At 61.1% G+C, this 20,604-nt stretch carries 22 protein-coding genes and 1 pseudogene; 14 read left to right on the top strand and 9 right to left on the bottom strand.

Annotated features, from left to right (window positions below; all coding sequences use genetic code 11):
• Positions 1-2 precede the first annotated feature (2 nt).
• The 3 genes from ACLSSQ_RS16705 to merR form a co-directional block, all read right to left on the bottom strand.
• On the bottom strand, positions 3-530 hold the full coding sequence (locus ACLSSQ_RS16705; protein ID WP_416243292.1) for a DsbE family thiol:disulfide interchange protein: 528 nt from the start codon (positions 528-530) through the stop codon (positions 3-5).
• A 27-nt stretch (positions 531-557) separates the two neighbouring features.
• The gene (locus ACLSSQ_RS16700; RefSeq protein ID WP_416243291.1) at positions 558-2,540 is read right to left on the bottom strand and encodes a heme lyase CcmF/NrfE family subunit; all 1,983 of its coding nucleotides are present in this window, start codon (positions 2,538-2,540) and stop codon (positions 558-560) included.
• 478 nt (positions 2,541-3,018) lie between these two features.
• A complete protein-coding gene (merR, locus tag ACLSSQ_RS16695) occupies positions 3,019-3,429 on the bottom strand; it encodes an Hg(II)-responsive transcriptional regulator (protein WP_416243290.1) in 411 nt (136 codons plus the stop codon).
• A gap of 68 nt (positions 3,430-3,497) precedes the next feature.
• Here merR and merT point away from each other — a divergent pair, with 68 nt between their 5' ends.
• The 6 genes and pseudogenes from merT to ACLSSQ_RS16665 all read left to right on the top strand — a co-directional run bounded on the left by merT (position 3,498) and on the right by ACLSSQ_RS16665 (position 6,796).
• Entirely contained in the window at positions 3,498-3,848 is a 351-nt protein-coding gene (gene merT / locus ACLSSQ_RS16690) for a mercuric ion transporter MerT (protein ID WP_416243289.1), read from the top strand.
• A gap of 12 nt (positions 3,849-3,860) precedes the next feature.
• A complete protein-coding gene (gene merP, locus ACLSSQ_RS16685; RefSeq protein ID WP_416243288.1) occupies positions 3,861-4,139 on the top strand; it encodes a mercury resistance system periplasmic binding protein MerP in 279 nt (92 codons plus the stop codon).
• 10 nt (positions 4,140-4,149) lie between these two features.
• The gene (gene merA / locus ACLSSQ_RS16680) at positions 4,150-5,841 is read left to right on the top strand and encodes a mercury(II) reductase (RefSeq protein WP_416244303.1); all 1,692 of its coding nucleotides are present in this window, start codon (positions 4,150-4,152) and stop codon (positions 5,839-5,841) included.
• Positions 5,842-5,873: 32 nt separating this feature from the next.
• Positions 5,874-6,020 (top strand): annotated as a pseudogene (locus ACLSSQ_RS16675) (MerR family transcriptional regulator); the annotation flags it as partial.
• Between the two features lie 26 nt (positions 6,021-6,046).
• Positions 6,047-6,241, top strand: a complete 195-nt coding sequence (locus ACLSSQ_RS16670; protein WP_416243287.1) for a DUF302 domain-containing protein — start codon at positions 6,047-6,049, stop codon at positions 6,239-6,241.
• A gap of 120 nt (positions 6,242-6,361) precedes the next feature.
• Entirely contained in the window at positions 6,362-6,796 is a 435-nt protein-coding gene (locus ACLSSQ_RS16665) for a DUF411 domain-containing protein (RefSeq protein WP_416243286.1), read from the top strand.
• Positions 6,797-6,859: 63 nt separating this feature from the next.
• Here the strand turns inward: ACLSSQ_RS16665 and cadR are convergent, their stop codons facing one another.
• Positions 6,860-7,297: a Cd(II)/Pb(II)-responsive transcriptional regulator gene (gene cadR, locus ACLSSQ_RS16660; RefSeq protein ID WP_416243285.1), complete on the bottom strand. Its 438-nt coding sequence runs from the start codon at positions 7,295-7,297 to the stop codon at positions 6,860-6,862.
• A gap of 131 nt (positions 7,298-7,428) precedes the next feature.
• Here cadR and ACLSSQ_RS16655 point away from each other — a divergent pair, with 131 nt between their 5' ends.
• From ACLSSQ_RS16655 to ACLSSQ_RS16640, 4 genes are all read left to right on the top strand, one after another.
• Positions 7,429-9,552: a heavy metal translocating P-type ATPase gene (locus tag ACLSSQ_RS16655; protein ID WP_416244302.1), complete on the top strand. Its 2,124-nt coding sequence runs from the start codon at positions 7,429-7,431 to the stop codon at positions 9,550-9,552.
• The gene (locus ACLSSQ_RS16650) at positions 9,549-10,163 is read left to right on the top strand and encodes a phosphatase PAP2 family protein (RefSeq protein WP_416243284.1); all 615 of its coding nucleotides are present in this window, start codon (positions 9,549-9,551) and stop codon (positions 10,161-10,163) included. Before ACLSSQ_RS16655 ends, ACLSSQ_RS16650 begins: the two co-directional genes overlap by 4 nt.
• Positions 10,160-10,681: a signal peptidase II gene (gene lspA / locus ACLSSQ_RS16645; protein WP_416243283.1), complete on the top strand. Its 522-nt coding sequence runs from the start codon at positions 10,160-10,162 to the stop codon at positions 10,679-10,681. Before ACLSSQ_RS16650 ends, lspA begins: the two co-directional genes overlap by 4 nt.
• A 67-nt stretch (positions 10,682-10,748) precedes the next feature.
• The gene (locus ACLSSQ_RS16640; protein WP_416243282.1) at positions 10,749-11,204 is read left to right on the top strand and encodes a protein-disulfide reductase DsbD N-terminal domain-containing protein; all 456 of its coding nucleotides are present in this window, start codon (positions 10,749-10,751) and stop codon (positions 11,202-11,204) included.
• A 287-nt stretch (positions 11,205-11,491) separates the two neighbouring features.
• On the opposite strand, the gene ACLSSQ_RS16635 is transcribed toward ACLSSQ_RS16640, so the two are convergent.
• Positions 11,492-12,277 carry a hypothetical protein gene (locus tag ACLSSQ_RS16635; RefSeq protein ID WP_416243281.1) on the bottom strand — a complete coding sequence of 262 codons (786 nt, stop codon included), beginning with the start codon at positions 12,275-12,277 and terminating at the stop codon, positions 11,492-11,494.
• On the opposite strand from ACLSSQ_RS16635, the gene ACLSSQ_RS16630 reads away from it, so the two are divergent.
• The 3 genes from ACLSSQ_RS16630 (at position 12,276) to istB (ending at position 15,170) form a co-directional block, all read left to right on the top strand.
• Positions 12,276-12,668 carry a hypothetical protein gene (locus ACLSSQ_RS16630; protein ID WP_416243280.1) on the top strand — a complete coding sequence of 131 codons (393 nt, stop codon included), beginning with the start codon at positions 12,276-12,278 and terminating at the stop codon, positions 12,666-12,668. The two genes, ACLSSQ_RS16635 and ACLSSQ_RS16630, sit on opposite strands and share 2 nt — an antisense overlap.
• Positions 12,669-12,879: 211 nt before the next feature.
• Complete coding sequence (gene istA / locus ACLSSQ_RS16625; RefSeq protein WP_416243279.1) at positions 12,880-14,421, top strand: IS21 family transposase; 1,542 nt, start codon at positions 12,880-12,882, stop codon at positions 14,419-14,421.
• The gene (istB, locus tag ACLSSQ_RS16620) at positions 14,418-15,170 is read left to right on the top strand and encodes an IS21-like element helper ATPase IstB (RefSeq protein ID WP_416243278.1); all 753 of its coding nucleotides are present in this window, start codon (positions 14,418-14,420) and stop codon (positions 15,168-15,170) included. The genes istA and istB overlap by 4 nt, the downstream gene beginning before the upstream one ends.
• 282 nt (positions 15,171-15,452) lie before the next feature.
• On the opposite strand, the gene cueR is transcribed toward istB, so the two are convergent.
• Entirely contained in the window at positions 15,453-15,881 is a 429-nt protein-coding gene (cueR, locus tag ACLSSQ_RS16615; RefSeq protein ID WP_014236167.1) for a Cu(I)-responsive transcriptional regulator, read from the bottom strand.
• A gap of 19 nt (positions 15,882-15,900) precedes the next feature.
• Positions 15,901-18,120 (bottom strand): heavy metal translocating P-type ATPase, encoded by a 2,220-nt coding sequence (locus ACLSSQ_RS16610; RefSeq protein ID WP_416243277.1) that lies wholly within the window; start codon positions 18,118-18,120, stop codon positions 15,901-15,903.
• Positions 18,121-18,297: 177 nt separating this feature from the next.
• Between ACLSSQ_RS16610 and ACLSSQ_RS16605 the strand changes: the two genes are divergently transcribed.
• Positions 18,298-18,507, top strand: a complete 210-nt coding sequence (locus tag ACLSSQ_RS16605; RefSeq protein ID WP_014236169.1) for a heavy-metal-associated domain-containing protein — start codon at positions 18,298-18,300, stop codon at positions 18,505-18,507.
• A gap of 15 nt (positions 18,508-18,522) precedes the next feature.
• On the opposite strand, the gene ACLSSQ_RS16600 is transcribed toward ACLSSQ_RS16605, so the two are convergent.
• Positions 18,523-19,890: a heavy metal sensor histidine kinase gene (locus ACLSSQ_RS16600; RefSeq protein ID WP_014236170.1), complete on the bottom strand. Its 1,368-nt coding sequence runs from the start codon at positions 19,888-19,890 to the stop codon at positions 18,523-18,525.
• Positions 19,887-20,564, bottom strand: coding sequence for a heavy metal response regulator transcription factor (locus ACLSSQ_RS16595; protein WP_014236171.1), 678 nt, complete (start codon positions 20,562-20,564; stop codon positions 19,887-19,889). Before ACLSSQ_RS16595 ends, ACLSSQ_RS16600 begins: the two co-directional genes overlap by 4 nt.
• Positions 20,565-20,604: the final 40 nt, after the last annotated feature.

Raw genomic sequence — 20,604 nt, 5'->3', positions numbered from 1 at the left:
GGTCACGCTCCCGACAGTTCCCTGATCTTGGGCAGGAGCGTTCTTTCGAGCGCCTCCGGCGTCAGCGGGCCGATGTGCTTGTGCCGGATGATGCCGGCCTTGTCGATCAGGAACGTCTCGGGGACGCCGTACACGCCGTAATCGATGCCGACTCGACCATCGAGGTCGAATGCGGACAGCACGTAGGGATCGCCCAGTTCCTTCAGCCAGGCAAGACCGTCCTCCCGCCGATCCTTGTAGCTCAGCCCGACGATCGGAACCACGTTGCGGCGCGCGAATTCGACCAGCAGCGGATGCTCCTGTCGGCAGGCGGCACACCAGGAGGCCCAGACATTGAGCAGCCAGACCTTGCCCCGCATGTCTTCCGGGGTGATCGTCTTGTCGGCGGCGTGCAACTGGGGAACGCGAAAGGCGGGGGCCGGTTTGTCGATCAGCGGCGACGGCACTTCACGCGGATTGAGCTTCAATCCGTAGCCGAGGAAGCCGGCCAGGACGATGAATATCGAGAGGGGCAACAGGTAACGGGCCATGCGTAGGTCCTCAGTTCGAATCGGGTTTCAGGCGGCGGCAGCGGCCGTCGCGGTTTCTTGCGGACTCGCGCGTCGTGCACCGGCACGATAACGGCGGTCGGATGCGGCCAGGGCGCCGCCCAGTGCCATGAAGATGCAGCCGATCCAGATCCAGTTGACGAAGGGCTTGTGATGGACGCGAACGACCCAAGTGTTCTCGTCCAGCGGCTCGCCTAGCGCGACGTACAGATCGCGGGTGAGCCCGTAGTCGATCGCCGCCTCGGTCATCGGCATCCGCTGCACGTCATATGTCCGCTTCTCCGGGAACATCGTCCCGACCTGCTCGCCGTCTCTCGCGACGTTGATCGTCGCGCGGACCGCACGATAGTTGGGGCCCCTGATTTCGCTAGTCTGCGCGAACTCGAAGCGATAGCCGCCGACCGAGACGGTCGTTCCCACTTTCATCTTGACGTCCTTGCTCTCCTCGTAGGTTTTCACCATTGCAACAGCGAAGATGAAGACCGCGATGCCAAAGTGCGCCAGGTGCATTCCGTAGAAGGCGCGGGGGAGCGACCTGATCCTTGACCACAGATCTCCGCTCGACTGCGCTCCCTTTATCCGGTCCCAGAGACCGACGATCGAAGAGAGGGCGAGCCATACGGCGATCAAAATGCCGACCGCGGTCAAGGTCGACCATCGTCCCATCAGGAACGGAAGCGCCACGGCAACGATCAGGGCGACGACGAACGCGGCGCCGAGTGCCTTCGCGATATCGCCCAATGCAGCCTGCTTCCACCGCACGAAGGGCGCGATGGCCATGAGCAGGACGACCGGAACCATCAATGGAGCGAAGATCGCGTCGAAGTAAGGTGGGCCGACCGAGATCTTGCCCAGTCCGAGGGCGTCGAGAAACAAGGGATAGAGGGTGCCGAGCAAGACCGATGCGCTTGCAACGACGAGCAATACGTTGTTAACGAGGAGCAACGATTCGCGCGAAACCAGCGCGAACGCGCCTCCCGTTCCGACCTTGGGTGCGCGCCAGGCATAGACGGTGAGTGACAGCCCGATCACGATGACCAGAAAAGCGAGAATGAAGATGCCGCGCTTGGGATCGGTGGCGAACGCATGCACGGAGGTCAGGATCCCGGAGCGCACGAGAAACGTCCCGAGCAACGAGAGAGCGAAGGCGACGATCGCCAGCAGCACGGTCCAGCTCTTGAAGCTGCCCCGCTTCTCCGTGACCGCCAACGAGTGCATGAGCGCGGTGCCAACCAGCCAGGGCATGAAAGAGGCATTCTCGACCGGGTCCCAGAACCACCAGCCGCCCCAGCCCAGCTCGTAATAGGCCCACCAGCTGCCCAGCGCAATTCCCAGCGTCAGCGAGCACCAGGCCGCCGTCGTCCATGGGCGTGACCATCGCGCCCAAACCGCGTCGAGGCGGCCGCCAAGCAGTGCCGCGATAGCGAACGCGAAGGCGACCGAGAAACCGACGTAGCCCATGTAAAGCAACGGCGGGTGGAAGACCATCCCGGGATCCTGGAGGAGAGGATTGAGATCGCGGCCGTCCGGCGCTGCCGGGAGGAGACGCTCGAATGGATTGGAGGTCAGCAGCAGGAAAAGGTGGAAGCCGACTGCGATGCAGCCCATCACGCCGAGCACGCGGGCAACCATCTCATCGGGCAGGCGCGCACTGAAAATGCTGACGGCGAGCCCCCACGCCGCGAGCATCGTCACCCAAAGCAGCATCGATCCTTCATGACTGCCCCAGGACGCGGCAATCAGATAGAACAGCGGCAAGTTGCTGTTCGAGTTCCTCGCCACATTGATGACCGAGAAGTCGTTGCCGACGAAGGCGTAGACGAGGCAGGCGAAAGCAATGCCAATGAACGCAAACTGGGCCTGCGCGGCCGGCCGCGCCACGCTCATCAATGCCGGGCTGTTCTTCGCAGCACCGATGAGGGGGAGTGTGCCTTGGACGACGGAGACACAAAGGGCCAGGATGAGGGCGAAGTGCCCGATCTCCGGGATCATTCGAATACTCCCCGTGTGGCGACGCGAGTCGCAGGTCCAGGCGGCCTTCGCGTCAATCGATTTCTGGCGGCGCGCATCAGTCCCACCAGGATTCCTGCGGGGCTACCACGACGGCCGTGTGCTGCGCTGTGGTCGAAGCCGCCAGCCGACAGGTAGAGCGGACCTCGCCTGTTTTTCCCAGTAGTGCTCACGTCGATTCCTCGCTTCCTCATCATCAAGGTTGCGAGTAAACAACCTGCAGTAACTACAGGGTCAAGGGGAGATTGGTGGAGCGGTGGGAGTCGGTTGGCACCGCAGCCACAGAGAACGAGGCGAACTCGGACCCGGGGCCTCGCCCCACGGTAACCGTTCCCGTGACAGGAACACCCAAGCGACAGTGATGACTGCCAATACGGCCACGGCGATGCACGAGCCGCCATAGAGGGGTCATCGCAGAAAACGGAAAAAATCGTACGCTAAGGCGCGCGACGGCTTTGACCTAGCAGCAGTGCAAAGCTGCGATCAGCGGGCAGGAAACATTGCCGTGGTGCGCGTCGCACTCGCTCACCAGCTTCGACAACGCGTCTTCCATCCGCGTGAGGTCCGCCATGCGTGCGCGCACATCCGCCAGCCGGTGGGCGGCCAGCTCGGCCGCCTCGCTGCAATGGGTGCCGTCCTCAAGTTTCAGGAGCTGGCCGACTTCATCCAGGCTGAACCCCAGGCGCTGGGCTGACTTCACGAATTTCACCCGGGCCACGTCCGCCTGCCCATAGCGACGGATGCGGCCATACGGCCGCTCCGGCTGGGGCAGCAAGCCCTTGAGCTGATAGAAGCGGATGGTCTCCACGTTGACGCCGGCCGCCTTGGCGAAGGCCCCGATGGTCAGGTTCTCCAAAGCGTTCTCCGTCATGCTTGACTCCGTAGTTGACTACGGAAGTAACGTTACAGCATTAAGCAAAGTCCCGGAAGGAGAACCTTATGTCGGAACCCAAGAACGGCTGCGGCGCACTGGCGACCGGCGGCGTCGCGGCCGTCCTCGCCTCGGCCTGTTGCCTCGGCCCCCTCGTGCTGGTCGCGCTCGGCTTATCGGGCGCGTGGATCGGCAACCTGACTGTGCTGGAACCGTACCGACCGTTCTTCATCGGCGCGGCACTCATCGCGCTGTTCTTCGCCTGGCGCAGCATCTTCCGACCAGCCCATGCCTGCAAGCCCGGCGATGTTTGCGCCGTGCCCCAAGTGCGGACGGCCTACAAGGTGGTTTTCTGGATCGTGGCCGCCCTAGTCCTGGTTGCCCTCGCTTTTCCCTACGTCCTGCCGCTGTTCTACTGAAAGGAGATTGCCATGAAGAAACTTGCCGCCCTGATCTCCCTGGCCGCCACCCTGAGTGCGCCTGCCTGGGCCGCCACCAAGACCGTCACCCTGTCCGTACCCGGCATGACCTGCGAGGCGTGCCCGATCACGGTCAAGAAGGCCCTGTCCAAGGTCGCCGGCGTCGAGAAGGCCGAGGTCAGCTTCGAGAAACGGGAAGCCGTCGTGACTTTCGACGACGCCAAGACCAATGCCGACGCCTTGACCAAGGCCACCGCAAACGCGGGCTACCCCGCCACCGTGAAGCAGTGAGGGCGTGATCATGGCCGAGGCGATCACCCTTCACATCGACGGCATGACCTGCACGTCGTGCGCTGAGCACGTCCAGCAGGCTTTGACGAATGTACCTGGCGTGCGCGCGGCCTCGGTGTCCTATCCGCAGCGGCAGGCCGAGATCAAGGTGGACGCGGGTGTGGGTTTGGACCCGCTGGTCGCAGCCGTCGCCGCGCTCGGCTACCGAGCACGGGTTTCCGACACGCCAGGCAAGCCCGCTGGCGGCCTGTTGGGCAAGGCGCTGGGTTGGCTGGGCGGCGATACGAAGCGTGGTGACGGTGAGCAGGCGCTGCACGTGGCTGTGATCGGCAGCGGCGGCGCGGCGATGGCCGCAGCGCTGAAAGCCGTCGAGCAAGGCGCGCGCGTGACGCTGATCGAGCGGGGCACCATTGGCGGCACCTGCGTCAATGTCGGCTGCGTGCCCTCCAAGATCATGATCCGCGCCGCGCACATCGCCCATCTGCGCCGCGAAAGCCCGTTCGATGAAGGTCTGCCCGCCGCAGCGCCGACCGTGCTGCGCGACCGGTTGCTGGCCCAGCAACAAGGCCGCGTCGAGGAGTTGCGCCACGCCAAGTACGAAGGCATCCTGGCAAGCACCCCGGCCATCACCGTGCTGCGCGGCGAGGCCCGGTTCAAGGACGCGCGCACGCTGACCGTGGCGACCGCTGACGGCAGCACGCACGAGGTGAACTTCGACCGCTGCCTGATTGCCACCGGCGCGAGCCCAGCGATTCCGCCGATCCCGGGCCTTGCGGACACGCCCTACTGGACCTCCACCGAGGCGCTGGCGAGCGACACGATCCCTGAGCGGCTGGCCGTCATCGGCTCGTCGGTGGTCGCTGTCGAGCTGGCGCAAGCCTTCGCCCGGCTGGGCAGCCAGGTCACGATCCTGGCGCGCAATACGCTGTTCTTCCGCGAAGATCCGGCCATCGGCGAAGCCGTCACGGCCGCCTTCCGCGCCGAAGGCATCAAGGTGCTGGACCATACCCAGGCGAGCCATGTTGCCTATGCGGACGGGGAATTTGTGCTCACCACCGGGCACGGCGAGCCGCGTGCCGACCGGCTACTGGTCGCCACCGGCCGCGCGCCGAACACGCGCAGCCTGAACCTCTCGGCGGCGAGTATCCAGGTCAACCCGCAAGGGGCCATCGTCATCGACTGCGCCATGCGAACGAGCGCGCCGCACATCTTTGCTGCCGGCGACTGTACCGACCAGCCGCAGTTCGTCTATGTGGCGGCGGCGGCTGGCACCCGCGCCGCGATCAACATGACCAGCGGTGACGCGACGCTGGACCTGACCGCGATGCCGGCGGTGGTGTTCACCGATCCGCAGGTGGCGACGGTGGGCTACAGCGAAGCCGAAGCGCACCACGACGGCATCGAGACCGACAGCCGGCTGCTGACGCTGGACAACGTGCCGAGGGCGCTCGCCAACTTCGACACGCGCGGCTTCATCAAGCTGGTGGCGGAAGCCGGCACGGGGCGGCTGATCGGCGTCCAGGCGGTGGCCCCGGAAGCGGGCGAACTGATCCAGACGGCCGCACTGGCGATCCGCCACCGGATGACCGTGCAGGCGCTGGCCGACCAGTTGTTTCCCTACCTGACCATGGTCGAGGGACTCAAGCTCGCGGCGCAGACCTTCAACAAGGACGTGAAGCAACTGTCCTGCTGCGCCGGCTGAGGAAAAGGAGGTGTTCGATGAACGCCTAGACGGTGTCGCACCTGGCTCAGGATGCCGGCGTGAGCGTGCATGTCGTGCGCGACTACCTGCTGCGCGGATTGCTGCGCCCGTCCGCGCGCACCGCAGGCGGCTATGGCGTGTTCGACACGGGAGCCTTGCAGCGGCTGTGCTTCGTGCGACCCCATAGAACCCGGCAGCGAGCAACGTGCTTGCCAGCCACTGCTCAAAAAGCCTGCTGCTGCCCTGCAACGTCGTCGTGCGCGAGGACGAAGCGAACCGGGTGCGCGTGGAGTTCATGGACCCGAACGCGGTGCTTGAACTGGTTGGAAAGCCCGAGATAACGCAGTTGGCCGCCGAGGTACGGCAGAAGCTCTCGCGGGTGATGGCGGCGTTGCCGTAAGAAGCAGCGCTTGACTCTGTGGCTGCTGTAGGGTTTTCAATAGACGACGAAGCCGAGAACTAGTGCGCAACGCTACACTCTGCTTCCTGTTCGATTATCGCGCCCTCTTGGAGATCCCTGATGCGAACCCTGGTTGCGGGCCTGCTTACGGCCCTGGCGCTGCAGAGTGCGCTTGCTGCACAACTGCCTGAAGTAACCGTCTACAAAGATCCCGATTGCGGCTGCTGCACCGAATGGGTCAAGCACCTGCAGGACGCCGGTTTCAAAGTACGGCAGATCGATACGCGGAATCTGCCCGGGGAACGCGAGCGGCTCGGCGTCCCGCCGACCCTGGCGAGCTGCCATACCGCGCAGGTTGGCGGTTACCTCGTGGAGGGCCACGTCCCGGCGTCGGCGGTCAAGAAGCTGCTGGCCGAGAAGCCTGCGGTGCGCGGCCTGACCATTCCGGGCATGCCGGCCAGTGCTCCCGGCATGGGGCCGCACGTTGCCGGCACGCTCAAGGTGTATACCTTGCCCAAAGCAGGTGAGCCGTCGCGCATCTACTCGGTTGAATAAGACGGCAGTCCGAAGCGACGAACATCGCGTGCCGCAGTCGCCGACAACAAGTGACCTGAAGTATCAGCCGTGTCGCGTGGCTTGCCCGGCACCTCGATGAGACGAACAATCCGCGAGCCCCTCCAGGATTCCGCATGCCGGGGTTGGCCGGGCGCCGGCACAGCTGTCGCGCAAGGCCGTCAAATGACCTTTCAGCTGGATGAGTTCGGTGACGCGGACTTCAACCTGCCGGATATGTTGGTCCAGAAGCGCGTTGATTGCGCCACAGTCTTCGCTCGGAGTGTCGCGATACCCCAGTAATGTCCGGACGTCGGCCAGCGTCATGCCGAGCGAACGGCAGTGCCGGATGAACTGCAACCGTTCCACGTGCGCCTCGCCATAGAGGCGGAAGTTGCCCACGCTACGGGGCGGCGAAGGCAGTAGCCCCTCTTTCTCATAGTAACGAATCGTCTCGACCTGGCATTCGGTGAGTCTGGCCAGGTCGCCAATCTTGATGCCCATACTGTTCTCCTCTTGACCCTATAGTAACTACAGGGTGCCTAATGGGCAATGACTTGGATCAAGAAGGAGTTGCCATGAGCGCTTGCAATTCGAAGGGATGCGGTTGCGTCGCCACCCCGGTCGAGCGACCAATGCTAGAAAAAGTCCAGCCGGGCGCATCGCAGACGGTCTTGCGGATCGAGAACATGGACTGCCCGACGGAAGAGGCACTGATTCGCGGCAAGCTTTCCGGCCTGCCCGCGGTCTCCGGGCTGGACTTCAATCTCATGCAGCGCACGCTTCGGGTCAGCCACGTGCCCGAGGCGTTGCCTGCCATGATGGCTGCGCTTGGGTCAATCGGATTCAAGGCCGAGGTGATGGAAGCGGCTTCGGGACGCCAGCGCGCGCCCGTCGCGCCGCGCACAAACTGGTGGCCGCTTGTGGCATCCGGCGCGGCGGCAGCGCTTGCGGAGTTGGCCTCCTGGTTGATCGGCGGCGATCACTGGGCCGTCCTCGCGCTGGCCCTGTTCGCGATCTTCAGCGGCGGGCTGTCCACTTACAAGAAGGGCTGGATTGCGCTCAGGAACCGCAATCTGAACATGAACGCCCTGATGTCGATCGCGGTCACCGGCGCCATGCTGATCGGCCATTGGCCGGAAGCGGCGATGGTCATGGTGCTGTTCGCACTGGCCGAAGTCATCGAGGCCCGGTCGCTCGATCGGGCCCGGCAGGCGATCCATCGCCTGCTGGAACTCGCGCCGGAGCAGGCCACCGTGCAGCAGCCCGACGGAAGCTGGGCTGAAGTGGCGGCCAGCGCGGTGCAGGTCGGCAGCCGCGTCCGCGTCAAGCCCGGCGAGCGCATTGCACTGGACGGCGAGGTGCTGCAGGGCCGTTCCACGGTCGATCAAGCTCCGATCACCGGCGAGAGCCTCCCGGTTGAGAAGGCGACAGGTGACGCGGTCTTCGCCGGCACCATCAACCAGTCGGGGTCCTTCGAATACAAGGTCACGGCGGGGGCGACCAATTCAACGCTGGCGCGGATCATCCATGCGGTGGAGGCGGCCCAGGGTAGTCGCGCGCCAACGCAGCGCTTCGTCGATCAGTTCGCCCGTTACTACACCCCCGCCGTCTTCGCCGTCGCCCTGGCCGTGGCGGTCTTGCCCCCGCTCGTGCAAGGCGGAGCCTGGCTCGACTGGATCTACAAGGCCCTGGTTCTGCTCGTGATCGCCTGCCCCTGCGCGCTGGTCATCTCCACTCCAGTGAGCATCGTCAGCGGCCTCGCGGCCGCCGTCCGGCACGGCATTCTCGTCAAGGGCGGCGTGTACCTGGAAAAGGGGCGCAAGCTCACCTGGCTGGCCCTCGACAAGACCGGCACCCTCACGCACGGCAAGCCGAGGCAGACCGATTTCGAGCCATGGCAAGACGCCGACGGCGTGCGTTCGAAGGGGCTTGCCGCCAGCCTCGCGGCACGCTCCGATCACCCCGTTTCGCAGGCCCTCGCCCTTGCCGCCCGAGCGGACCGAGTGAAGCTGCGTGAGGTCGACGAGTTCTCGGCCTTGCCCGGGCGCGGGGTGCGCGGACGCATCGACGACGCGGTCTTCCACTTGGGCAACCACCGCCTGGTCCAGGACTTGGGCGCCGGCTCGCCGGAGCTGGAAGCGCGTCTTTCGGCGCTCGAAGGTCAGGGCAAGACTGTCGTCATGCTGGTCGGCGAAACCGGCGTCCTGGCCCTCTTCGCCGTCGCCGACACGGTCAAGGGCAGCAGCCGGCAGGCGATCGCCGACCTGCATGCGATGGGAGTCAGGACGGTGATGCTGACCGGCGACAACCAGCACACCGCCCAGGCGATTGCCGACCAGGTCGGCATCGATCGGGCCCTGGGCGGCCTGCTCCCGGAAGACAAGATGCGGGAGATCGAACAACTTGTGTCGTCGGGTGACACCGTCGGCATGGCGGGGGACGGCATCAACGATGCACCGGCGCTGGCGCGGGCCGACATCGGCTTCGCCATGGGCGCCGCCGGCGCCGACGCCGCGATCGAAACCGCCGATGTCGCCTTGATGGACGACGACTTGCGCAAGCTGCCGACCTTCGTGCGCTTGTCCCGCGCTACCGCACGCGTGTTGAAGCAGAACATCGTCGTCGCGCTGGGCATCAAGGCGGCGTTCCTCGCGCTCACCTTCACCGGCCACGCGACAATGTGGATGGCGGTGTTTGCCGACATGGGGGCGAGCCTGATTGTCGTCGCCAACGGGCTGAGGCTGCTGCGCAAGTGACCGCCAAGGAGTTCCTCTACGACTGGGGCGGCGCCAACGTATGGCTTTTTCAGGCCATCAATCTGCATCCGCCCGGCCGTCTGGATGAGTTCATGGAATGGCTCTCGCGCATCGGCAGTTACTGGAACCTGCCCTTGGTCGCAGGCGGCTGGCTGGCGGTCGCCTTGCTGCTGCGGCAGGCGAACAGCAGCATGGCGGCGCAGGTGCTGATGCAGCTCAAGCGGCTGCTCGTCGGGGCGGCCATCGCGTTCGTGCTCACGGCAGGTCTCAAGCTGGCACTGGACTTCCCACGGCCGGCAGCGGTATTGGCGCCGAGCGCCATCCATGTCGATGTCGTCGCGGCAGGAGAGCGGGAATACAGCCTGCCCAGTGGCCACGCCGCGTTCGCGGCGCTCCTGGCGGCGAGCCTGTGGCCGCTGATCGGTCTGCCGGGGCAGCTCACGGCCGCGCTGTTTGCACTCGGCGTTGGCCTTTCGCGAATCTGGCTCGGCGCGCATTTCCCCGCCGACATAGTCGCGGGTTACGCCGTCGGCCTCGCGAGCGCCGCGCTGGCTATTTTGCAAGACCCGCGCAAGGCGGTCACGGCCGCCGGAGAAGGAGAACGGCAATGAGCGAGCGCTACCTGTGGACGTCAATGAGAAGAGGGGCCTTCGGCCACCGATGGCGATGGCTTGTGCTGGCCGTCGGGGTAATGCTCGCCGACCAGGTGGCCAAGCGGCAAATTGTCGCTTCGCTCCCCTACGGTGCGAGCGAACCGCTCACGCCATTCTTCAACCTCGTCCATGTTCTGAACCCGGGCGCCGCGTTCAGTTTTTTGGCCGGTGCCGGTGGATGGCAGCGTTATTTCTTCATGGTGCTCGCCCTTGCCGTTTCGGCCTTCTTGACCTTCCTGCTCCTGCGCCAGACCTTGCGACGATTCGAGGCGGGCGGATACAGCCTGGTCCTGGGGGGAGCGCTGGGCAACGCAACGGACCGTTTGCTGCACGGCGCCGTCGTCGACTACCTCGATTTCCACCTGGCCGGATGGCATTGGCCGGCGTTCAACCTGGCCGACTCGGCGATCGTCCTGGGCGTCCTGCTCCTTCTATACGGTTCGGCGAAAAACCAGCGGCGTCATGCCGAGACGTAGCCTCTTAACCGGGGCGGCCAAAAGTCTGCCATCGCACATTATTCCACTCATCCACCAGGAGTTTCCAGTGACGCAACCACGCTTCTACAGCTTGCCTCGGATCGCAATCGCGACGCTCTTCTTGCTGAGCCTGTCGCGTCTCGGCCATGCCTCCGCGCAGCCGCTCCCACCCGACGAAGCATTTAAGTTCAAGGTCTCGTTGAAGAATCCCACGACTCTGGTGGCCGAGATCATTCCGGCAAAGAGGCATTACCTCTACAAGGACAAGACGCGCATCGCCTTACGCAATGCAAGCGGTGTTTCGATCAGGCAGCTCACGCTCCCTGTTGGCGAGCAGAAAAACGACCCGTACTTCGGCCTGACCGAGGTGTACAAGGCTCCGGTCCGTATCGAAATCACGCTCGACCGGGCTCCGACCGTAAAGGCGCTCACGGTGCAGGCAACCTATCAGGGATGCAATGAGCAGATCGGACTTTGTTATCCGCCGATCGAAAAGGCGGTCGAAGTGAAGCTGACGCGCTGAGCAACTGCTTCCGATGCCTTGCCAGCTATGGGTCTTGGCGGGGCCGACTTGGCGTGGGCATCCGGCGTGTATTGATGGTCATGCAAGTGATGACCGAAATGCTCTTCGTGCTCTGAATTCAGGGAAACCGCCCTCCCGCTCGTTCCCGCCTCAAGCGTGTCGCACACGTCACTCCCTGCCGCATAGGCGGCATTGAATGACAAGCACACCGAGAGGACGAAAGCGAGCAGGAAACGCATGGCGGCGTGGTTTCTAACAGCAAGATGGTGATCGCATGCTGACGCTCATCAGGTTTCCCCGCTCGGCGGCGTGGCATTGTCTGGTTCGCGAAGTCGTTTGGCGTGTTCTTTCGCCACGCCCTGCCAGAAGATCACCACGTCCATACGCTGATTGGACGAGGTATAGACCCAGTGCTTGCAGCGGTGGTCGATCAGTGAAAAGAGTTCAGGATAAATCCCGTCCATGTCCGGCATCTGCCGCAAGGGTGCCTGGATCTCCACGTAGACGTGAAGCGCGCGTTCGCGCAGTTCCGGTGAGGCGATGGCCTCCGAGAGGCCGACCAACAGCACGGCCGCCACGAGCGCGTCGAAGCTTCCGATGTCCAACAGTTGTTTGACGCTGTTCGCATCGAAGGGGCGTTGCCTCGGCGCTTTCTCGTGTTCTCGTGGCTCGGCTTCGAACAGCACCGAGACGACCTCCGGTTCCAGTCCGCGCAGGGCGTCCTCGATCATCCGGGAATCGAATGCCTCGCCCCGCAAGGAGGCCCACAGGGGGCTGCGGAACCAGCGCGCTGTGCCAGGGAACATTGCTTCTGCCTGTTCAACCACGTTTCTCGGCCCTGGCTTGTCGCTCGGCACCGACGCGCCCTTCTGGTAGCCATCCCACTTGCGCGGCCGAGCGACATCTGTAACGCGCTTGCGGATGCGGTCGCCATCGAAGGCCATTTCGAGCGCATAGGCCGAGGACATTCCCGAGGATTGCTTGACGGCGTTGAACCACAATTTCGTCCGGACACGATCGACAGGATGGGTCGGAGGGCGTCCGCGACCACGCGGCTTCACGACGGTTGGCATGATCACTTTCTGGAGTAACGAAAATCCAATTATCGCTTCGGGTGGAATAAAAGTGGGCTGTCGCGAACACTGCGTGACAAATCAACTGATCAGACCGATGAGCGCCCTGCCTGAGACCTCAATACCACCGGCCGACCTGAAAACGCAGTTGCGTGAGTCGCTGCTACGTCTGCACGGACCGTTGCTGGGTGGCGAGCATTTGGCCGCAGCGCTGGGGCACCGCAGCGTCGCGTCGCTGCGTCAAGCCCGCCGCCGCAGCCAAATTACCGTTCCGCTTTTTATGGTTCCGAACCGTCGGGGATGGTTCGCGCTGACGCAGGATGTGGCCGATTGGCTCGCAGAAACGCGCGCGCAGGCATCTATGCATGAAAGGAGCGCCAAGCACTCGTAGTCGATTTCGACACCCAGAAACGCCAACGCCCGAGGGGACTGCCTCGGGCGTTGCGCCAGCATGTACTGCCGGTCAAGTGGGGACTTGTTGCCGAAAGTATGAGCTGCGTGTTCTCGTTCGTCAAGGTTAAACCGAGGCGACCAGGAGCGTGCGGGGTGCCTTCGTACGGCCCAGACAGATCCACTGGGCCATCATGTAAGGAGTCTCACCCATGCGTTTACCTGTTCACCTTCAGCGCGAAATTGCGCGTCTGCATTACTACGACACGTCCCAGTCCAACCGGGCGATCGGTCGTGCGCTTGGTTTGTCGGCCAACACCGTTCGGTCGATGCGCCATGCCCTGAAGAATCATCGCGCCCCTTGGGCCGATCTTCAGTCTCTCGACGACGATGCTTGGTGTGCCGCCCTGGGGACCGGCGACCACACGATCGCCAAGCGCAAAGAGTCGCCGGATTGGGCGTCGGTCCATGCCGAGATGCAACGGCCAGACGCAACCTTGGAGCAACTGTGGCAGGAGTGGCGTGCCCAGTGCCCGACTGGCATTGGCTACTCGCAGTTCACCGATCGCTACCGGCGCTGGACGAAAAGTCTGCACGTCGTGATGCGTCGCGTTCACCGACCGGGAGAAAAGCTCTTCGTCGACTTCGCCGGGCGGACCATGGAAATCAAGGATCGCAAGGGCGGTCCTTCGACCTACGCCCAAATCTTCGTGGCGGTGCTCGGCTACTCGAACCAAACGTATTTGCAGGCGGTCGCCTCGCAAACGACGGCGGACTGGGTGAGGTGCCACGTCGATTGCTTCAACGCGCTGGGCGGCGCGCCGGAATGGGTGGTGCCCGACAACCTGAAAGCGGCAGTGTGGCGCCGCGAGAAAGATCGCGTGGTGATCAATCCGGCCTACCGGGAGTGTCTGCGTCACTACGATACGGCAGCCCTGCCGACCGGCGCCCGGAAACCGAAGCACAAGGCCAAGGCTGAAGTCGGCGTGCAGATCGCGCAGCGCTGGGTGCTGTTCGCCCTGCGCGATCACGACTTCTTCAGTCTCGAAGACTTGAATATCGAGCTTCGGCGTCTGACCGCGCAGATGAACGCTCACCCGTTCAAAAAAATGCCGGGGACACGCCAGGAGCGTTTCGACAGCACCGAGCAGGCCGCGCTCAAACCGCTGCCGGCCATGCCTTTCGAGCTGTGCGACTGGCGCTATGGGGTCCGGGTGGGCGATGACTACCACGTCGAGCACGAGCGCTGCTTCTACTCGGTGCCGTCCGAACTGCGGGGGCAGCGGGTTGACCTGCGTTACACGGCGGCGATGCTGGAGGTCATGCACCGGGGACGGCGAGTAGCGCTCCACACGATGGTCGAGGCCGCTGGGGAGGTCAAGACGCTTCCCGAGCACCGGCCGGTCGCGCATGTTCGGGTGCTGGAGGGTGAGCCGAAAGCGCTCACGCTTTGGGCCGAATCGGCGGGGCCGAACGCGGCGGCGATGATCCGGCATCACCTGGAAAACCGGTCGGATGCCGTGAATGGTCTGAAGGCCGCGCGTCGCATGCGGGAAATGGCTCGGCTGCATGGCGATGCCCGCTTTGACGAAGCCTGCGCCTATGCCTTGCCCCCCAATATCACCGCGCTCCGCAGCCTGGAGTCGATCCTCAAACAGTCCCCGGACAAACGGAGCAAGCCCGTGGAGGACGTTGCCGGTCGACTGTCACACGACAACGTCCGCGGTGCGGCGTATTACGGAGAAGGCGCATGAGCAGCGTACAGCAAACGATTACCCGGCTGCGCGAACTTCGCCTGACCTCGATGGCCGAAGCCTATTCCAGCCAACTCCAGCAACCAAAGTTGCATCAATTGAGCTTTGACGACCGTTTCGGCTTGCTGGTGGAGCACGAGGCATCCGAGCGCGAGTCAAAGAAACTGAAGCGTTTGGTGCAGGGCGCCGGGTTCCCAGAAACCACATCTCTGGAGGACGCGGATTACCGCCCGGCGCGCGGAATCGACAAGTCAGTGGTCGCATCGCTGGCAAATTGCGAGTGGGTTCGTCAGCAATTGAACCTGATCATTATTGGCGCCACCGGGGTCGGGAAAACCTGGCTGGCGTGTGCCTTTGGTGCCCAAGTGTGCCGATTGCGGCTGCCGGTGGCTTTCTACCGGGCCAGTGATCTTTATGGCGACATCGCCGTTGCGGCTCATGACGGGTCGCTACCGAAACTCAAGGCCAACCTGATCAAGCCGAGCCTTCTGATCATCGACGACTTTGGTCTCGGAACCATTACGCCGCAAGCGGCGCAGGTGCTGCTCGACGTGGTTGACCGGCGGATGCGTAGCAGTTCGCTCTTGATCACCAGCCAGTACCCGACTGATCAGTGGCACGGTTTCTTCCCCGACCCCACGGTCGCCGACGCGATTCTTGATCGGGTAGTGCATCAGTCGCACCGAATCTCACTGAAGGGGGAGTCGATGAGGAAGTTCCAGGCGAAGCAGCGTATGCGCAAGGAGTGATCATGATGACCGGACCGGTGAGCGTGGCGCCCGATTGCCGGTCACGGCGCCGGTCCGGTCATCATGATCACCGGTCCACTCGGTCATCTCGAACTGGTCTCGGTGATCACGTCCAATCGGAACGAGTGGTCATGAGTGGCCGGAATCCGCAATGAAAGGGCGGAATTACTTTTGCTAGTACAAAAGGCAATCAGAACGCCTCATTCCCCTAATTACCTAGGCGTAGTTCCATGCATTTGACCAATTCCTTGGCTCAGCGCATTTCCCTCAATCGTTCTGAAGCTACGGCGATAGACTAAGACCCGTCATGGAAAGATGGTTACTATCGCCAGCCAGTTCTTCCAGGATGGGGCAATCGGGCCGGTGATTTCCTTGGCAACAACTGACTAGATGCTGGAGCGCCTTTTTCATTGCAAGAAGCTCTTGGAGCTTATTTTCGAGCTCGTCTAGATGCTCCTTGGCCAGGGCTTTTACCTCGCGGCTGGTACGGTCTCGGTTCTGCCAAAGACTTAGCAAATTCCGAATTTCATCAATGGAGAATCCGAGATCTCGAGATCGACGAATAAACTGCAGGGTCCGGATGTCAGCTAATCCGTATTGGCGGTAGCCCGCCGCAGTCCTACTGGCCGGTGGCAACAACCCTACACTCTCATAATGACGAATCATCTTGGTCGAGATGCCGGCGGCCTTTGCTACCTCTCCAATATTCATTTTAGCTCCCTGGCTAGATTCAATCAGGATGTCTGATATCACTGGCGCTACGCCAGCGGCGAAGTAATAGCGCATTCATTACTACGCTAACACTACTGAATGCCATCGCTGCCCCTGCAACAACAGGACTTAGCATTCCGGCAGCTGCGAGGGGAATACCGAGGATGTTGTAAGCAAAAGCCCAAAAAAGACCCTGTTTGATTTTTCCGTAAGTGCGGCGAGAAACATCGAGAGAATCGGCAACCAGGCGGGGGTCTCCTCGCATTAAGGTGATTCCGGCTGCCTGCATCGCCACATCGGTCCCAGTGGACATGCTGAGCCCAACATCAGCGGCGACCAAACTGGGAGCATCGTTCAGTCCATCTCCAACCATTGCCACAACGTATCCACGGTCACGGAGGTCCTGAATGATTGAGGCCTTATCCTCTGGCAACAATCCAGCCCAGACTTCATCAATACCCAGATTCTCGGCAACGGCGTTGGCGCTTCCCTGATTATCCCCAGTCAACATCACTGTTTTGATGCCTAGCTTATGCAAGTTGGCCACCGCTTGGTAAGAAGCACCTTTCACAGCATCACCAAAAGCTAGAAGGCCCAATGTCTCTGTTTCATTTCCGCGGCTACGAAGTAGCCAGGAGATAGTTCGCCCTTGCTTTTCAAGGGCAGCCGCACGTTCCAGTAGTCGAGCGGGGGCTGTTCCAGACTCCAACATTAGTCGGGTGCTACCCAGCATCAGGATTTCCCCACCAACTACTCCTTGCACTCCACGTCCAGGAAGGGCTTTGGCATTCACCGTGTCGGGTACTGCTAGTCGTTGTGATTTGGCCATTTCCAGGACAGCATGGGCCAAGGGGTGGTCACTGGTCTTTTGCAGCGCAGCCGACAACTGAAGGATGTTGTTCTTGTCCATGCCTTCAACAGCCTCGACAGCGACCAGCATTGGCTTTCCCTCCGTCAATGTTCCCGTCTTATCAAAAGCAACGGCTGTCACCGAGTGGGCAATTTCGAGTGCTTCAGCGTCTTTGATCAGGATGCCATGTCGGGCCGCCACACCGGTACCCGCCATTATTGAGGTAGGGGTGGCAAGGCCAAGGGCGCATGGACAGGCAATCACTAAGACTGTTACCGCATTGATCAATGCGACCTCCCAGTCCGCCAGGAGTAGCACCCAAACGATAAATGTCAGTATGGCGATGGAAAGGACTACTGGTACGAAGACAGCGCTGATTCGATCAACGATACGCTGAATCGGAGCTTTGGCTGCTTGCGCAGATTCCACCATCCGGATGATGCGGGCTAGAGTGGTTTCTGTACCGATGGCGATGGTTCGCAGAACCATTAATCCTTCACCATTCACCGATCCGCCTGTCACCTGATCACCAGGAGCCTTCGCGATAGGGAGGCTTTCTCCGGTAATCAGAGCTTCATCGACGTGGCTTTGTCCATTGATGACAGTCCCATCCACTGGGATCCGCTCTCCTGGCCGTACCACCACCTTGTCTCCGATTGCAACTTGCTGGACAGGAATAGAGACTTCCTGCCCTTCTATCAGGACGCGAGCCACCGTTGGGCGAAGTGCGTTAAGGGACCTTATAGCGTCGGTAGTTTGTCGCTTGGCTCGTGCTTCCAGCCATTTCCCCAGAAGCACCAAAGTGATGACAGCCGCAGATGCCTCAAAATAAAGATGGGGCATTCTGGTATCTGCATTTCTCCAAAGCAGATACACCGATAAGCCATAGGCAGCAGAAGTTCCCAGGGCCACCAATAGGTCCATATTGCCGGCACGGGCCCGAACTGCCTTCCACCCGGCCCGGTAAAACCGTAAGCCCAGCCAGAACTGAACGGGGGTTGCCAAGGCAAGTTGCCACCAGCCATCCAACATCCATTCCTTCCCCAGGAGCTCAAGCAGCATCGGTGCAAGTAGCGGAAGTGTAAGGACGATACTAACTGCGACCGGCCACCATTCCGGAAAACGTCGCTTCACAGCGGGAACTTCTCCAGCTGTCTCGGGGCTGGCGGCATACCCGGCTTTCCCAATGGCTGCGGCAAGCGTGGCAAACGATACGTCGGGCAACGTGATCACCGTCGCCTTTTCAGAGGCCAAATTTATTGAAGCCTCTTGCACTCCAGGCACCTTTAAAAGGGCTTTCTCCACCCGGGCGACACAGGAGGCACAACTCATCCCGTCGACTAAAAGGGTGTGGTTCGTAGTGCGAATAGTTGAAGTAAAGGCAGACATGGAACTCTCCAGAAGCGTTATAGCGCCTATGCTGAAGATTCCCATGGTGGGAAGGTCAACGGTTCAAACTAAAAAAATCGACTTCATCCAAATAGCGACATCACGGAGTTGACCTTCCCCCTGTAGGAAGGAAGAAAGTGGTCAGGGTAACTTCCCAAAAAATGAAAGGAGAAAACCGTGATTACCTTCAAAGTTGATGACATGACCTGTGGCCATTGCGTCAGCAAGCTCACCCAGGCGCTTCGGGATCTGGACAAACATGCCAAGATCACAATCACTCTGGAACAGCATCTGATATCTATTGAATCAGTAAGCGTTAGTGTTGAAGAGGTGGAAGGTGCAATTTCTGAAGCTGGCTATATGCCCCTCAGGGTCGAGAATGCTTAAGTAGTGGCAGGCTGCTTACTGCTGAATAGATGGCAGCCGTAGTTCAAAGGTTGTCAATCCATCCTCAGAGCGCACCGTCGCATTGCCTCCGTGGGCGCGCAGGATAGATCGCGTAATAGCGAGGCCTAAGCCCGCTCCTTCGGAGTCCCGTTGCCTTGACGGATCGGCCCGATAAAAGCGGTCAAATAATCGAGGAAGATGCTCCGGAGAGATAGTTTGGCCTGTATTGCTAATGCTGATAGTTGCCATTCCATCGACGTTTGTTAGCAACACGGCAATGACGCCACTCCTAGGGGTGTGTCGGAAAGCATTGGATAGCAAGTTGCCAATAGCTCGCCGGAGCATCAACCTATCACCTGCTACGGAAGCCTCTCCTTTGATGGATAGGGTTACGCCCCTTTCATCCGCCAGAGCTTCATAAAACTCCAGTAAGTCATCGGTTTCCTCACGCAAGTTCAGCGGCCCAAGTTCCGGCACAACTAGATCGTTTTCAGCTTTAGCCAGAAACAACATATCTGCGATGGTTCGGGAAAGCCGCTCGAATTCTTCGGAGTTCGATACCAATACCTCTCGATATTCCTCGGCAGTGCGAGTTTTCGATAGTGTGACTTGTGTCTGGGTAAGGAGGTTACTAACTGGTGTGCGCAACTCGTGTGCAAGGTCAGAGGAAAATTCGGAGAGTCGACGGAAGGACGCCTCAAGGCGACCGAGCATTTCATTTAGCGTCCTAGCTACTTCCGCAAGTTCGATGGGGAAGTCTTCTGCAGTCAGCCGGCGGTCTAAGTGGTCGGCCGTAATCCCCGCAGTATCGCGGCATATTTCCCGTAAGGGGGAAAGCCCCCCTCTGGCAGCCAGCCAGCCGAATAGACCACTAGCTATCGCGGCCAAGGCGACTAAACCCCAGAACGTCTTATTGAAAGAGTGCATGAAATGTTCATGGACTTGCAATTCAGTGGAGACTGCAACGATGGCACCTCCAGTAACAGTGCCGGATATGCCTCGAAAAAGCTGCCCATCTTCATTTCGCCAGAGCTTAGGGTGAGTTCTAAGGTCAGTGCCTGGCACCTTCATGATCGATGGAAAATCAACACTGCCATGGGAATAAATCGGCTTGCCGGAAGCATCCCAAATAGCTACTGCCAGTCCGTGATGCCCAACCAGTGCTGCGTCCAGTCGGTCACTCAAGGCACTCTGACTGTGCTCCCATAGAGCATGGCCGACGAGCTCGAACTTCCCCACCAACAGTTCTGTGTCCATTTCTTCAAAGTGGCGCTCAACCAGAGCACCAACCGCTAGCCCAAGTGTTGTCAGCACCAGGGCGGAAACAACAGTAAAAAGTAGTGTTAGCCGAAGCGTTATAGACTTCTTGCCTAAGGGCTTCATTCCCCATCCTCCAGCACATACCCCATGCCTCGTGCTGTCCGGATCAGCTTTAGCTCGAATCCGTCGTCCACTTTGGACCGCAAGCGACGAATGGCGACCTCAATAATATTGGTGTCGCTGTCGAAATTCATATCCCAGACCTGGGATGCGATGAGGGATCGGGGCAGCACCTCGCCACGTCGGCGTAGCAAAAGTTCCAGTAAGGAAAATTCCTTGGATGTCAGGTCGATCTTTCTCCCTCCACGAGTGACCCGACGCCGGCGAAGATCCAGTTCCAGATCTGCAATTCGCAAAACATCATCCTCGCGGGCCTTTGTACCACGGCGCAAAAGCGTTCTAACTCTTGCGAGCAGTTCTGCAAAAGCGAAGGGTTTTACGAGGTAATCATCCGCCCCCAGTTCTAGGCCTTTGACCCGGTCATCCACCGAGTCGCGAGCAGTAAGGAAAAGTACGGGGATTTCCTTGCCGGCCTTACGGATTCCTTGCAATACCTGCCATCCATCAATACCGGGAAGCATTACGTCGAGAATGGCCAAGTCATAGGCTTCAGTTAGGGCCAGATGTAGTCCATCGAACCCATCCCGAGCTAGGTCCACTACAAACCCGGCTTCTGAGAGCCCCTTATGCAGATAGTCACCTGTTTTGGGTTCGTCTTCTACGACCAGTATCTTCACATCACTCTCCTGAAGGTCGAATAGGTGCATTGTGAGGCTG

Origin of the sequence: Azospira sp. APE16, assembly GCF_047901315.1 — a bacterium.
Taxonomy (GTDB): domain Bacteria; phylum Pseudomonadota; class Gammaproteobacteria; order Burkholderiales; family Rhodocyclaceae; genus Azospira; species Azospira oryzae.
Note: the sequence above shows the minus strand (reverse complement) of the source record. Positions and strands in the feature narration are given on the sequence as shown.

Bases quoted from the DNA above. Each gene is read 5' to 3' on its own strand.
- lspA (WP_416243283.1), top strand. From the start codon at position 10,160: ATGAGCGAGCGCTACCTGTGGACGTCAATGAGAAGAGGGGCCTTCGGC.
- merA (WP_416244303.1), top strand. From the start codon at position 4,150: ATGGCCGAGGCGATCACCCTTCACATCGACGGCATGACCTGCACGTCG.
- merP (WP_416243288.1), top strand. From the start codon at position 3,861: ATGAAGAAACTTGCCGCCCTGATCTCCCTGGCCGCCACCCTGAGTGCG.
- ACLSSQ_RS16630 (WP_416243280.1), top strand. From the start codon at position 12,276: ATGATCACTTTCTGGAGTAACGAAAATCCAATTATCGCTTCGGGTGGA.
- ACLSSQ_RS16610 (WP_416243277.1), bottom strand. From the start codon at position 18,120: ATGTCTGCCTTTACTTCAACTATTCGCACTACGAACCACACCCTTTTA.
- istB (WP_416243278.1), top strand. From the start codon at position 14,418: ATGAGCAGCGTACAGCAAACGATTACCCGGCTGCGCGAACTTCGCCTG.
- merR (WP_416243290.1), bottom strand. From the start codon at position 3,429: ATGACGGAGAACGCTTTGGAGAACCTGACCATCGGGGCCTTCGCCAAG.
- ACLSSQ_RS16600 (WP_014236170.1), bottom strand. From the start codon at position 19,890: ATGAAGCCCTTAGGCAAGAAGTCTATAACGCTTCGGCTAACACTACTT.
- istA (WP_416243279.1), top strand. From the start codon at position 12,880: ATGCGTTTACCTGTTCACCTTCAGCGCGAAATTGCGCGTCTGCATTAC.
- merT (WP_416243289.1), top strand. From the start codon at position 3,498: ATGTCGGAACCCAAGAACGGCTGCGGCGCACTGGCGACCGGCGGCGTC.
- cueR (WP_014236167.1), bottom strand. From the start codon at position 15,881: ATGAATATTGGAGAGGTAGCAAAGGCCGCCGGCATCTCGACCAAGATG.
- ACLSSQ_RS16635 (WP_416243281.1), bottom strand. From the start codon at position 12,277: ATGCCAACCGTCGTGAAGCCGCGTGGTCGCGGACGCCCTCCGACCCAT.
- ACLSSQ_RS16655 (WP_416244302.1), top strand. From the start codon at position 7,429: ATGCTAGAAAAAGTCCAGCCGGGCGCATCGCAGACGGTCTTGCGGATC.
- ACLSSQ_RS16700 (WP_416243291.1), bottom strand. From the start codon at position 2,540: ATGATCCCGGAGATCGGGCACTTCGCCCTCATCCTGGCCCTTTGTGTC.
- cadR (WP_416243285.1), bottom strand. From the start codon at position 7,297: ATGGGCATCAAGATTGGCGACCTGGCCAGACTCACCGAATGCCAGGTC.
- ACLSSQ_RS16665 (WP_416243286.1), top strand. From the start codon at position 6,362: ATGCGAACCCTGGTTGCGGGCCTGCTTACGGCCCTGGCGCTGCAGAGT.
- ACLSSQ_RS16705 (WP_416243292.1), bottom strand. From the start codon at position 530: ATGGCCCGTTACCTGTTGCCCCTCTCGATATTCATCGTCCTGGCCGGC.